Source organism: Mesorhizobium sp. M0701, from assembly GCF_040320365.1.
In the GTDB taxonomy this organism is placed as follows: domain Bacteria; phylum Pseudomonadota; class Alphaproteobacteria; order Rhizobiales; family Rhizobiaceae; genus Mesorhizobium.
Genome location: NZ_JAMYPO010000047.1, coordinates 39,347 through 51,628, shown reverse-complemented (window position 1 = coordinate 51,628; position 12,282 = coordinate 39,347). Strand labels below are relative to the sequence as shown.

At 63.5% G+C, this 12,282-nt stretch carries 15 protein-coding genes and 1 pseudogene; 7 read left to right on the top strand and 9 right to left on the bottom strand.

Annotated features, from left to right (window positions below):
• Positions 1–135 precede the first annotated feature (135 nt).
• Positions 136–429 carry a hypothetical protein gene (locus NKI24_RS30135; protein WP_352743891.1) on the top strand — a complete coding sequence of 98 codons (294 nt, stop codon included), beginning with the start codon at positions 136–138 and terminating at the stop codon, positions 427–429.
• 75 nt (positions 430–504) lie between these two features.
• Here NKI24_RS30135 and NKI24_RS30130 read toward each other — a convergent pair.
• The 6 genes and pseudogenes from NKI24_RS30130 to NKI24_RS30105 form a co-directional block, all read right to left on the bottom strand.
• Positions 505–1,643, bottom strand: a pseudogene (locus NKI24_RS30130) (ABC transporter substrate-binding protein).
• A 48-nt stretch (positions 1,644–1,691) separates the two neighbouring features.
• Positions 1,692–2,120 (bottom strand): DUF4440 domain-containing protein, encoded by a 429-nt coding sequence (locus tag NKI24_RS30125; protein WP_352452387.1) that lies wholly within the window; start codon positions 2,118–2,120, stop codon positions 1,692–1,694.
• Positions 2,121–2,128: 8 nt separating this feature from the next.
• A complete protein-coding gene (locus tag NKI24_RS30120; RefSeq protein ID WP_352743893.1) occupies positions 2,129–3,184 on the bottom strand; it encodes an aldo/keto reductase in 1,056 nt (351 codons plus the stop codon).
• Entirely contained in the window at positions 3,181–3,540 is a 360-nt protein-coding gene (locus tag NKI24_RS30115) for a TIGR04076 family protein (protein ID WP_352452385.1), read from the bottom strand. The genes NKI24_RS30120 and NKI24_RS30115 overlap by 4 nt, the downstream gene beginning before the upstream one ends.
• A complete protein-coding gene (locus NKI24_RS30110; protein WP_031211593.1) occupies positions 3,541–4,029 on the bottom strand; it encodes a DUF3830 family protein in 489 nt (162 codons plus the stop codon).
• A complete protein-coding gene (locus NKI24_RS30105) occupies positions 4,026–4,763 on the bottom strand; it encodes a GntR family transcriptional regulator (RefSeq protein ID WP_352750176.1) in 738 nt (245 codons plus the stop codon). The genes NKI24_RS30110 and NKI24_RS30105 overlap by 4 nt, the downstream gene beginning before the upstream one ends.
• A gap of 126 nt (positions 4,764–4,889) precedes the next feature.
• Between NKI24_RS30105 and NKI24_RS30100 the strand changes: the two genes are divergently transcribed.
• The 6 genes from NKI24_RS30100 to NKI24_RS30075 all read left to right on the top strand — a co-directional run bounded on the left by NKI24_RS30100 (position 4,890) and on the right by NKI24_RS30075 (position 9,824).
• Entirely contained in the window at positions 4,890–5,687 is a 798-nt protein-coding gene (locus NKI24_RS30100) for an ABC transporter ATP-binding protein (protein ID WP_352750175.1), read from the top strand.
• Positions 5,684–6,433, top strand: a complete 750-nt coding sequence (locus tag NKI24_RS30095) for an ABC transporter ATP-binding protein (RefSeq protein WP_352452381.1) — start codon at positions 5,684–5,686, stop codon at positions 6,431–6,433. Before NKI24_RS30100 ends, NKI24_RS30095 begins: the two co-directional genes overlap by 4 nt.
• Positions 6,430–7,338: a branched-chain amino acid ABC transporter permease gene (locus NKI24_RS30090; RefSeq protein WP_352750174.1), complete on the top strand. Its 909-nt coding sequence runs from the start codon at positions 6,430–6,432 to the stop codon at positions 7,336–7,338. Before NKI24_RS30095 ends, NKI24_RS30090 begins: the two co-directional genes overlap by 4 nt.
• Positions 7,335–8,312: a branched-chain amino acid ABC transporter permease gene (locus tag NKI24_RS30085; RefSeq protein ID WP_023676067.1), complete on the top strand. Its 978-nt coding sequence runs from the start codon at positions 7,335–7,337 to the stop codon at positions 8,310–8,312. Before NKI24_RS30090 ends, NKI24_RS30085 begins: the two co-directional genes overlap by 4 nt.
• A complete protein-coding gene (locus NKI24_RS30080; RefSeq protein WP_352750173.1) occupies positions 8,309–9,601 on the top strand; it encodes an NAD(P)/FAD-dependent oxidoreductase in 1,293 nt (430 codons plus the stop codon). The genes NKI24_RS30085 and NKI24_RS30080 overlap by 4 nt, the downstream gene beginning before the upstream one ends.
• Positions 9,602–9,677: 76 nt before the next feature.
• The gene (locus NKI24_RS30075) at positions 9,678–9,824 is read left to right on the top strand and encodes a hypothetical protein (RefSeq protein WP_352452379.1); all 147 of its coding nucleotides are present in this window, start codon (positions 9,678–9,680) and stop codon (positions 9,822–9,824) included.
• A 51-nt stretch (positions 9,825–9,875) separates the two neighbouring features.
• Here NKI24_RS30075 and NKI24_RS30070 read toward each other — a convergent pair whose 3' ends face one another.
• Genes NKI24_RS30070 through NKI24_RS30060 form a run of 3 tightly spaced genes read right to left on the bottom strand, consistent with a single transcriptional unit; the run spans position 9,876 to position 12,279 of the window.
• Positions 9,876–10,712, bottom strand: coding sequence for a GNAT family N-acetyltransferase (locus tag NKI24_RS30070; protein WP_352451585.1), 837 nt, complete (start codon positions 10,710–10,712; stop codon positions 9,876–9,878).
• 5 nt (positions 10,713–10,717) lie between these two features.
• A complete protein-coding gene (locus tag NKI24_RS30065) occupies positions 10,718–11,458 on the bottom strand; it encodes an aspartate/glutamate racemase family protein (protein WP_352750172.1) in 741 nt (246 codons plus the stop codon).
• Between the two features lie 2 nt (positions 11,459–11,460).
• Positions 11,461–12,279 carry an ABC transporter permease gene (locus tag NKI24_RS30060; RefSeq protein ID WP_352750171.1) on the bottom strand — a complete coding sequence of 273 codons (819 nt, stop codon included), beginning with the start codon at positions 12,277–12,279 and terminating at the stop codon, positions 11,461–11,463.
• Positions 12,280–12,282 lie beyond the last annotated feature (3 nt).

Here is a 12,282-nt window from a genome sequence, read left to right as displayed (position 1 = left end):
CGAAAGCTCATCATCCTCGCAAACGCACTACTCAGGGACAATCGGACCTGGACACCATCTCTCCCTTGACCAACACGGATACTCTGGCGCTATGTCGAACTGTTCAACCGCCGCGACTGGGATGGGGTTCGGGCGTTGACCAGCGCCGACGCACAATTGCGGGTCGCGGATTGCTTCAAGGGCAGGCTGTCGGAATCACCTTACTTCGTCGAATATGAAAGAGCCTCGACGGCCTGGAAAATGGCGATTGGCGAGATCGATGGCCAGGCGGTGCTGCTCGTGCTCCACCATGGCGAAAACGGTTGGAAGCCGGCCCATCCGGTTCGGATCGAAGCCGCCGGCGGGACCATAAATCGCATCGCCGACTACTATGCCTGCCTTTGGATCATGCCGGCGGCAGGTGCGGTGGTCGTTTCCAGGCCGGCCTGACCAGCAACAGGACATGCAAGTGTCCGGCATCAAGCTCAATGGAATGGGATCGATGCCGGACAAGACATAGGCGGCTTACTGAAGCTTCGCCTGCAGGGCGTTGACGTCATCCGTCGTCATTTCGCCGTCGGTCGTCACCTTGCCGTCGACGATCTTCCAGAGGCGGAACGGGCCGGTGATGTCGCCGTATTTGTCAAAGGCGACCGGGCCGATGACGCCTTCGTAGCGGATCGGCTTGCCATCCTTGATCAGGCCGAGCGCCTTGGCGAACTCGTCCTTGCCGGCATAGATCGGCGTGCCGGCCGGGTCGACCGCCTTGTACATCGCCTCCTTGATCTTGGCCGGATCCTCGGAGCCCGCAATGGCGATGGCCAGGCCGACGATGGCGCCGGCATCATACGACCGGTCGGCCGCCGGGTTCGACGGTTCGATGCCCGAAAATTCCTTGTAGTTCTTGGTGAAATACTCGGTCAATGCGGTCGGGCTGGTGCCGGAGGAAGTGCCGTACGCATCCTTCAGGTAATCCGCGCCAACGGATTCGATGAAGTCCGGGCTGTTCATGCCGTCATTGAGCAGGAATTTCTGGACACCCGCCCTGCGAAATCCAGGTGCGGGCGATGGTTGCGCCGTCGACAGGCGTGCTGACGAGATAAAGCCCGTCGGGCTCGCCGGCCATCGCCACCGTCACTTCCGAGGCATAGCTCGACTGCTTTTCATTGTAGGGCGTGTCGGAGACGATGGTGCCGCCGAGTGCCTTATAGGCGCGCGAAAATTCCGCCACCATGTTGACGCCGAAATCGTTGTTGACGTGGATGACCGACAGCTTCTTGAAGCCTTTGTCGATGGCATATTTGGCGGCAGCGACGCCCTGCAGCGCATCAGATGTGAATCGACACCGAGGAGATAATGCCGCCGATGATCACCGGCACCTTCTTGACCTGCACGAGCTGCGTCGCGGCGTCGACCGCAATGTTGCCCTGGCTTTGGCTGTCGCGCGTGTCGGTCGCGAGATCGCAGCCGCGGACGCCGCCCGCATCGTTGATGTCGCGGAAGGCCATCTCGACCGATTTGGCGCCGGCCTGGCCGTACTCGCCGGCCGGGCCTGTCAGTTCCATGACGAGGCCGACGGTGATCTTGCAATCGGCGGCTCGCGCTGCGCCGGCCGCTGTCAGCAGTGCGAGCGCGGTGGTGATCTGAAGTATGGTCTTTTTCATTGTTGTTCCCCTTTCGTTGCACGACTCTCATTGATGTCTTGAGCCTGTTCAGCCTTCCGGCATCTGCAGCCAGGTTTCATGCAGATGTCGCCATTCGACGCCGTTGGGCGCCGATGAACTTGTGGTGAAAACGGCACTCGAGCGGCGGCGGCTATGTTTGCCGGCGCGCTGCTGCGCTTCGATGTAGCTGACGACGATCGTGTCGCCTTGTTGCCAGCCGGCCCGGATTTCCTCGATCGAGATGGTGAAATCGCCGTCACAAGTGGCGCGGCTTGCCCTGACATGGTCGAGCACCGCGTCACGATCGAGGACCTGGCCATCCGGCACAACCATGCAGAAGCCTTCGCCAATGACGCGTTCGAAGCGCCTGAAATCTGCATTGTCCGCACTCGCCGCATTGAACCAGTCGACGAAGAAGCGGTGGAGATCGACCACCTCGGCGCTGGCGCGGGAAAGCAAGGAGGGCTTTTCGTCCATGGCCGCGTTCATTTCCTGCCTGCATTCAAATTGTAATGCATGATCGAGCCGTGGCGGCCGTGACGGTCGCGTTCCAATGTGTAGACGTCGCCCAGCGGTCCACGGCTTTGCGCGATCACGGCAGCGATCCTCGCCCGGTCGTCGGCATCGAGCGCGACGTCCATGATTCTGGCATTGGCAAGGGCGTGCGCCTGGTTGCGGGCGCCGACGATGACGGCCGCCACTTGCGGCTGCTCCAGCACCCAGGCGCTGGCGATGGTGGCGATATCGACGCCGTGGCGGTCGGCGACGGCCTTCAGTGTGCGAAGCAACTCCTGGAAAAGCTCCCAGCCACCAAAGTCGTCAATGATCAGCTTGTATTTGACCAGCGATCGGTTTTCGAGCGGCGTCTGCGGCTCGGCAGCGCCAAGCCATTTTTCGCTGAGGAAGCCGCCCGCCACCGAACCATAGCAGAGGAAACTGACGCCGTGCCGGCTGGCGAGCGCTGCAAGGCTGTTGGCTGGCCGCTGGTCGAGCACCGAGTATTGCAATTGCTGGCTGACCAGCGGCACACCGGCGGCCAGGATCTCGGCCAACCGCGGCGTGTCGAAGTTCGTGGTGCCGATGTTGCGCACCTTGCCTTCCCTGCGGATTTCGTTGAGCCAGCCCATCGCTTCGACGTAGCCGGGCAGCGCATAGTCCCACCAGTGGAACTGCACGAGATCGAGCCGCTCGGTCTTCAGCCGCCGCAGCGACTGCTCGACGATGCCTCTGATGTAGTCGCGACTGATATTGGAAAGCCTTTCCAGGTCAGGCACCAGCTTGGTGTGCACCTTCATCTTGGCGGCAGCATCAAGGCCACGCTCATTGGCAAGGCGCAGGCGCGCCGCGCCGATCAGCTCTTCGACACCGGTATAGATATCGGCGCAATCATAGGTCCTGATGCCAGCGTCGAAGGTGGCGATCAGGTCAGTTACCGCCTGTTGGCGGTCGATCGCGCCGTGCCCGCCGGCAAGCTGCCAGCCGCCGCGAATAACGCGCGAGATCGTATAGCCGGGGCTGAGCTCGAAAGCCTTGGCGGTCATCTCCGGTCATTCTCCTTCGGCAGCGGCACCGCCGTCGTTTCGGCATGGCTGAACCGCCGCTTGCCGGTCCTGACGATCCGGAGCCGGCTGGCACAATTGGGATCCGGACAAGCGATCTCGGCGTCCGACGTCATCCAGTCGTTCCTGTGGGTCGGGCGCTGCTTTGCGGCCAGAAGCGGCAACACTGCCGCAATGGAATAGATCGAGAAACCTTGCCCCGCCGGCATCGACAGCATCTCGCCCTTCAATTCGAAATAGTCGCCGGGCTTGGCGCCGCAATAGATCGGCTTGCCCTCGGGGACAACCGCCTCGACGCGAAGGTCGAAGAGTTCGAAAGTGTCGTCGGTCTCAGCCATTCAGATCTCCACCCGGGTGAAGGTGATGTCGCAGGCACCGTTGCGGCGGATCACGCCACAAGCGGCTGCGAATTTATCGCGATCCTCAGGCACCACCTGCGCGACGACGCTTCCGGCAAGCCAGCCGATCGGGAACAGCAGGCGTGCACCCGCTCCGTAGAACAGGCCGACGTCAAAGATGGCATTCGGGTTGCCGCCCCACATGCGCGGCGGCACGTAGGACAACACGATGTCGCCCGGCTGCGGCGTCAGCGTTGCGTTTTCCGCCGGCAAGGGCCTGGCATAGGTTTGGCCCTCAAGTTCGGCTGATGGAACCGGGCAGGAGATTTCCGGCCCCGTCCACATCGCATGGATGCCGGCAACGACGCGCGGCTGCTCGAGATACGCCAGCAGGAAGGCAGCGTTGTCGGGCGCCTTTTCAGGCAACAGCAGCGCGGTCACGGAAAGCATCGAGTGTGGCTCGGTGATGTTGATGCCAGGCACCGTCATGCCCTCAATCCTTCCTTGCTTGTGGATTGGAGCTTGTCGCGCAGAAAGGCGAAGGGCCGGCTGATGTCGGCCACCAGCGCCTCGCGCGCCGCTTGCGCATCCTGCCTGGAAAGCGCTGCGACGATGCTGCGGTGGTAGTGGGCCGTATCGACCTCGCCGGCGTCGGAGAAGGCGTAAATGGCAACGCGGATGCAAGGCCCGGATTGCAACCACAGGCTCTCGATCATCGGGATCAGCACGGCGGAACCGCAGCAACGGTAGATCTCGAAGTGGAAGCTCTGGTTGAGCGTGGCCTCGCGGTCGATATCCTTCTTATGCTTCAGCGCCCGCATCTCGTCCCATTCGCCGAGCATGGCCTCGACCGAAGCAATCTGGCGCGGGTTCATGCGCGGGGCGGCCAGCGCGATCGCTTCGCCCTCGATCAGAGAGCGGGCGCGCAAGAGGTCGTCGATGCGCTCCAGCGTGATCGGCGGCACGCGCACCGAACGGTTGGGAAGCGCCTCCAGTGCCTTCTCGGTGATCAGCCGTCCGAGCGCCTCGCGCACCGGCATGGTGCTGGTGACCAGCGCGTCGGCGAGGCCGCGGATGGTCAGAACCTGGCTCGGCTCGAAAAGGCCGCCGATCAAGGCGCGGCGCAGCTCCGAATAGACGCGATCCTGCACGGTCTCGCGGCCGACCGGCGTAAGCTGGGCTGCGATCATCTCATTGTTCTTTTCGATGGCGGCCTTCTGCATGGGCAATCCCGGTCTTGGCCGTTTTCGGCTTGCGGAAGAAATTAAAGCCGAATAGCGTGATCAAAGCAAGCGTGATCACAAATCAAATCATAGGCGACCAGGATCGCTTTTCGGCCTGAGGGATTGATGGGCGACACGACGGAACGGCAGGAGGAGATCCGCACGCCGGTTCTGACGGCCAGGAACGTCGTCAAACGGTTCGGCGGCCTGGTCGCGGTCAACAATGTCTCGTTCGACGTCCGGCCGGGCGAAATACTTGGCCTTATCGGCCCGAACGGCGCCGGCAAGACCACGATGTTCGACCTGCTCGCCGGCAGCATTCTGCCGACCAGCGGCGAAATCCTCCTCAACGGCGTATCGGTGTCGGGGGAAGCAGCCCATCGCCGCATTGGCCGCGGCCTTGGCCGCACGTTCCAGATCCCCCGGCCCTTGCCTAACCTGACGCTGATCGAAAACGTCATGCTGGCCGCGCAAGGGCAGGCCGGAGAAAAACTGCTCGCCAATTTCCTGACGCCCCGGCGGGTCGCTGCCGAAGAAGGGGCTGCCGAGACAAGAGCCGTCGAACTGCTCGAGCTCGTCACGATCGCTCACCTCGCGCACGAACCTGCGCGCGTGCTTTCAGGCGGCCAGCGCAAGCTGCTCGAGTTGGCCCGCGTGATGATGGCCGACCCGGCGATCATCCTGCTCGACGAGCCGGCGGCCGGGGTCAACGCAACCCTGCTCGAGATCATTATCGACCGCATCCGCGACATCAATGCGCGCGGCATCACCTTCCTGCTGATCGAGCACAATATCGACATGGTGACGCGGCTTTGCCACCGCGTGCTGGTCATGGCGAGCGGCCAGCTTCTGTGCGAAGGAACCCCGGAGGAGGTGGCGCGCGACCCGCGCGTCATCGAGGCCTACCTCGGAGGCACGGCATGAGCCAAAAGGTACTCGATGTCCGCGATCTCGAAGCCGGCTACGAGCCTGGCGTTCCGATCGTGCGCGGCGCTTCGATCACCGTCGACCAGGGCGAGATCGTCGTCGTTCTCGGTCCCAACGGCGCCGGCAAGTCGAGCCTTATCAAGGCCATCGCCGGCCTTGTCCCGATCACCGGCGGCACGGTGCTGCTGGACGGCAAGGATATCACGGCGTCGCCCGCTCACATCATGGTCCGCCTTGGCCTTGCCTTCGTGCCACAGACAGAGAACATCTTCCCGCTGATGTCGGTCGAGGACAATCTCAGGGTCGCCTGCGGCATCCTGAGGCCGCGCGAGGTCCCAGCCCGCATCGAGGAAATGTATGCGGCCTTTCCCGATCTCGCCCGTCAGCGCAGAACGGCCGCGGGCAATCTGTCGGGTGGACAGCGGCAGATGCTGGCCGTCGCCCGGGCGTTGATCGTCCATCCCAAGGTGCTGGTGCTCGACGAGCCGTCGGCCGGCCTGTCGCCGAAATTCGTGGCGATGGTGTTCGAGATGCTGGCCGGCATCCGAAAGTCCGGCGTCACCATCCTGCTGGTCGAACAGAACGCCAAGGCAGCGCTTGCCATTGGAGACCGCGCCTATGTGCTGGTCGAGGGCAAGGAGCGGCACCAGGGCGTCGCCTCCGAGCTCTGGAACGACCCGGTCGTGGCTGAACTCTATCTTGGCCAGCGCCGCCTCGACCTTGGACAAGGAAGCGCGGCATGAACCTGCAATTCGTCATCGACGGACTGCTGGCAGGGTCGATGATCGGCCTCGGCGCCATCGGCGTGACACTCACCTATTCGATCCTGCGCTTCTCGAACTTCGCCCATGGCGACTTCATGGCCTGGGGCGCCTATGCGACGCTCGCCGTGGTTGGCGCCATTGGCGCGATTTTCGGCAAGATCGCGCCGATCGCGCCCCTCTCCTTCGGTTGGCCGCTGATCGTCGCGCTCATCATCGGCATGGCGGCCACCGGCCTGCTGGCGCTGGCGCTCGACATGGTGCTGTTCGCGCGGCTGCGGGCCAAGGGCCAGGCGATCATCGTGGTGATGGCGAGCTTCGGCGCCTCGATGGCGCTGAGAAGCCTGCTCGAATTCATCTTCACCTCGCGTCCGACCTATTTCAGCCGGGCGATCCAGATCGCCATGCCGATAGGTTTCGGCATCCGCATCACCCCGGACCAGATCGCGCTGCTGCTGCTGACCGCCGTGCTGGTGCTCGGCGTGCATCTCCTGATGACGCGGACCCAGACCGGCCGCTCGATGCAGGCATTGAGCCAGAACGCGGCACTTGCCCGCATCGTCGGCATCGACGTCGCCAGGGTGGTGCGCGTCACCTGGATCATCGGCGGCGCGCTGGCCTGCGTCGCCGGCGTGATGATCGGCATTCTCATCCAGATCCGCCCGTTCATGGGTTTCGAGATGCTGCTGCCGATGTTCGCGGCCGCCATCCTCGGCGGCATCGGCAGCGTGCCCGGCGCCGTTCTCGGCGGCCTGATCATCGGCATGGCCGAAGCGGCTGCCGTGCAATTGATCGGCGCCGAATGGCGGGCAGCCGTCTCGTTCATCATCCTGATGGCGGTGCTGTTCGTGCGGCCCATCGGCCTTTTCGGAGTGAGGGAACGCTGATGGATCTGCTCGGCTACGGCGCCTTCTTCCTGACCACCGCGCTGATCTTTTCGCTCATCACGCTCGGGCTCAATCTGCAATGGGGGCTGACCGGGCTTTTCAATGTCGGGGTCGCCGGCTTCGTTGCCATCGGCGCCTACACCTCGGCGCTGCTGACCACACCCGACGATGCCGCGCGCCTGGGCGGCTTCGACCTGCCGATCCTTATCGGCTGGCTTGGCGCCATGCTGTTGGGCGGCGTCGCCGCCGCCATCACCGGCATTGCCACGCTACGTCTGAGATCGGACTATCTGGCGATCACTACTTTCGGCGTCGCCGTCGTCGTGCAACTGGTAGCGCTCAATGCCCAGAAGCTGACCGGCGGGCCGTTCGGCATCGGCTTCATTCCGCGTCCGTTCGGCGGTCTTGCCGAAACGCCGTTGCTGTTCAACCTTTCGAACCTTGCGATCGTCTCGGTAGTGACGCTGATCGTCTATCTCGCGCTGGAGCATCTGTCGCGCAGCCCGTGGGGGCGCGTGTTGAAGGCGCTTCGCGAGGATGAGCGGGCCGCGATATCCCTAGGCAAAAGCGCACGGTTCTACCGCGTCCAGGCCTTTGCCGTCGGTGGCGCCATCATGGCGCTTGCCGGTGCGCTGCAGGCGCATTTCACCGGCTTCATCGCCCCGGACAATTATTTGCCGGCGCTGACTTTCCAGGTCTGGGTGATGCTGATCGTCGGTGGCTCGGGCAGCAACATCGGCGCCGTCATCGGCAGCATCCTGGTCTGGGCGATATGGGCCGGATCGGGAGCCTTGACCAGTATGTTGTTCTCGCCGGAACAGCAGGCCCGCGCCGCTTCGCTGCAGATCGTCGCCATCGGCGTGATGCTGTGCGTCATCCTTCTGGTCAGGCCGAACGGCCTGTTTGGCGACAGGCCGCGGCGTCCAAGGTTCGGCAAGCGTGCACGCGTGGCCCCGAGCGAGAGCGGCTCATGAACGCTGTGACCCGGCCGCACGGCGTTTCCCTTTGGCATGCAGTCAGCCGCAGTCGCCACGACCGGCCCACCCTCGAAGGCGCACTCGAAGTCGATCTGGCAATTGTCGGCGGCGGGTTTTCAGGTCTTTCCACCGCGCTGCACAGTGCCGAGAAAGGCATCTCGGTTGCCGTCCTCGAGGCGGAAATCATCGCCTGGGGGGCAACCGGCAGGAATGCCGGCTTCGTCGTGCCGAATTTCGCGAAAAGAGACCCCGACAATATCATTGCCCAGCTCGGGCCCGAACGCGGCGAACGCCTTGTCGATTTCGCCGCCGGCAGCGCCGACCTCGTCTTCGACCTGATCAGGCGGCATGACATCGAATGCGATGCCGTCCAGAGCGGCTGGATACAACCAGCCCATTCACCGGCCGCTTTGCAAAAGACCAGATCGCGCGCCGAACAATGGGCACCACGCGGAAGGCCGGCTGTTGCGCTGGATGGACAGGCGGTCGAAGAGCTGACCGGCGTTCGCGGTTATCTCGGCGGCTGGATGGACAGATCGGGTGGCGTCCTCAATCCGGTCGAATATGCGCGCGGATTGGCCGACGCGGCGGAAAAGGCCGGAGCGCGCATCTTCGAGAATACGCGTGTCGCGTCGATCGATCACATAGGCGATGGTTGGGCTTTGAAGACGGCTGCCGGTTCGGTGCGTGCCGAAAAAGTGCTGGTCGCCACCAATGCCTATGGCGGGTCGCTGAACCGCACGCTTGAGCGAACCTACATCCCGCTGAAAATCTTCCAGATCGCGACGGCGCCGCTGCCGCGTGAAATACGCACTCGCCTGCTTCCTGGCGGGCAAGGCGTCGGCGACACAAGACGCAATCTCTTCACCTTCCGCTTCGATGGCGAAAACAGGCTGATCACCGGCGGCATGCATGTTTTTGGCCCCGGTGCCGACACGCGGGTGCCGCGGGCGATCTGGCGGCGGCTTGCCGGGCATCTCGATCTCCCGGACATCCCGCCGCTTGAATACAGCTGGTCGGGGATGGCTGCCGTCGAGCCCGACTTCCTGCCGCACCTCGTCGATCTCGGCCCCGGGCTGATCGCCGGCTTGGCGTGCAACGGACGCGGCATCGCCATGACCACTGCGATGGGCAAGGTGCTTGCGGATTGGGCTGATGGAACAAAGCCTCAGGATTTGCCGCTGCCGTTTGCGCCGCCGTCGCCGATCCCGTTCCATAGCCTGATGCGGCATGCACCAAACATGGTGCTCCCCTGGAGCATGCTGCGCGACCGGCTGGATGGCTGATCGACGTGCGTCTCCGGCCGCCGTCCTGATACCCGAACTGCTAGACTCGCCCACATCATATTGTTAACGACAGCGGATGAAGCAGAACTATCTTTATCTCATCATCGGCGCTTTGGCCGTCGCCGTTATTGCGTTGGGGATTTACGTTTATCGCGAGGAGACTAGGCCGAAAGGCGTGGAACTTCGCATCGACGATTCCGGCATTTCAGTTCAGGAAAAATAGACCGCGTAGTCCTGTTGCCCGGCTTTGCACTGGAAGTCGGCTTGTACCGCCTCACCCCAACTCCAACGTCGTTATCGCAAAAACTCCGGACTGCTTGAGCTGCGGCGCCTTTCCCTTGTACATCCGAGCCGTCTCGAAGCCCGGTTGAAGGCCTGCGGACGACAGCAAGTCTGCAAATTGCCGGCTGGTTTCGGGAACGTCGAGATGGACGTTTCCGGGACCGGACATGTGCGCGAGCGCGGCGAAGAGATGGCTTGCCGCGTCCAGGCTGTCGGCAAAGAGCGGGCCGATCTTGCAGCCGTCCCGGCATTGGCGCGCGACGCCGTATCCCGCAATGGCGCCGTGCTTGAGGATCGCAAGCGCCATATGCGGCGGGCGCAGCCAGTGTTCCAGGAAGGATCGCCTCGGGCCGGGAAAGAAGCGGCGGTCATAGTCCAGTATGTCCGGCACGAGTTCCGGCCCTATGGCGCGAATGTCGTTGCCGACTGCTGCCGGGACATTCGGTGACCCCATGAACCGGATCGTCCGGTAGGCCGGTGCAAAACCCATGCTGCGGTAGTTGGCCTGCTGTTCGACGACACCGTCGAGGCCGATCGTGCGCTTGCCGAGCCGCGCCGTGCCGGCATCCCAAACGACCTTGCCATGGCCTTGGCCACGCTTGTCCGGCCGGCAGATGTAGAGGCCGATGAAGCCGAAACCGTCGCCATAGGCAACGGCCGAAATGCCGGCCGCCATCTCGCCATCGATAAAGGCGCCGATGAAGCCCTGCGGGTCGGCTGCCTGAAACAGCGCGGCATCGTTAAGGCCGGGATTCCAGCCTTCCGCCGCCGCCCAATCGACTAGGGTTTGCACTTCCTCACGTGCGAGCGTTCGGATCGTTCGGGGCATTGCGATCACTCGGCGGCGCCAGGCGCGAAGGATTTCAACGCGCCATGATAAGACTTTGCCAACGGGCTTGCATAGGCGCCGCGCTTGGATGTCGTCAGGCCAAGGGCGATCAATGCCTCGGCCTGTTTCACGGCAGCGCCCACGCCGTCGATGACCGGAAGCCCGAATTCCCGCTGCAGCGCCGCCGCCAGATCGGCCATGCCGGCGCAGCCGAGCACGATCGCCTCGGCGCGATCCTCGTCGATGGCGCGCGCAATCTCGTTGCGCAGCCTGAGCAGTGCGTCGGACGCCGGATCTTCGAGGGCAAGAACCGGGATGTCGGCGGCGCGCACACGCGCGCGCCCTGCCATGCCATAGCGCTGCACCAACCCTTCGACCGGCACGCGCGAACGTCCGGTGGTGGTGACGACGGTGAAGCGCTGGGCGATGAACGAGGCCGTGCTGAGCGATGCCTCGCAAATGCCGACGACCGGAATGTTGGCCATGGCGCGCGCGGCATCGAGGCCGGTGTCGTCGAAACAGGCAATGATCGCGGCTTGCGCGCCCGAGCGTTCGCCGGCGGCGATCTCGACCAGCAGGCCGGGCACGGCAAGTGCTTCATCGTAATAGCCTTCGATCGATACAGGTCCCATCGACGAGGTGACGGCAACGATCTTCGTCGATTGGGCAGCGACCGATCGGGCCGCCGCCGCGATAGTGTCGGTCATGCTGGCGGTGGTGTTTGGATTGACGACGAGGATCTGCACTGTCAGGCACGCTCGCGGCGGCGGCCGACATAGACGATTGCGCCGAGCGTCAGCAGGATCACCAGGAAGGAAAACACGGTCGTCACGGTGCCCAGCGCATAGAGCACCGGCGTCGTGACATTGGTCGTCATGCCGTAGATTTCGAGCGGCAAGGTGTTGAACGTGCCCGAGGTCATCAGCGTGCGGGCGAACTCGTCATATGACAGAGTGAAGCCGAACAGGCCGACGCCGATCAGGCTGGGCGCGATCATCGGCAGCACGACATGTGCGAAGGTCTGCCACGACGATGCTCCGAGATCGCGCGCGGCTTCCTCATAGGCTGGCGAGAACCGGTTGAAGACAGCAAATATAATCAGCACGCCGAAAGGCAAGGTCCAGGTCAGATGGGCGCCGAAAGCGGAGGTGTACCAGGCGGGGCGGAAGCCGATCTGCTGGAAGACGACGCCGATGCCGAGACTGATGATGATCGACGGCACGACCAGGCTGGCGACGGCCAGATAGAACAGTGCGGTTGCGCCGCGAAATTTCTGCCGGAAGGCCAGGCCGGCGAGCAGCGACACGGCGACAGTGACGACCATCACCATCAGGCCAAGGACGAGCGAGCGTTTGAAGCTGCCGCCGAAGTCGCCGACCGCCTGGCGCTCGAACAAATTGGCGAACCAGTGCAGCGACACGCCGTTCAGCGGAAATGTCAGACCGCCGTTCTCGCCCTGGAAAGAGAGGATCAGGATCGCCGAAAGCGGGCCGTAGAGGAACAACACGAAAAGACCGAAGAACGCCGCCAACACATAGAATTCGAGGGTGCGCTTGTCCTGGCTCATCGC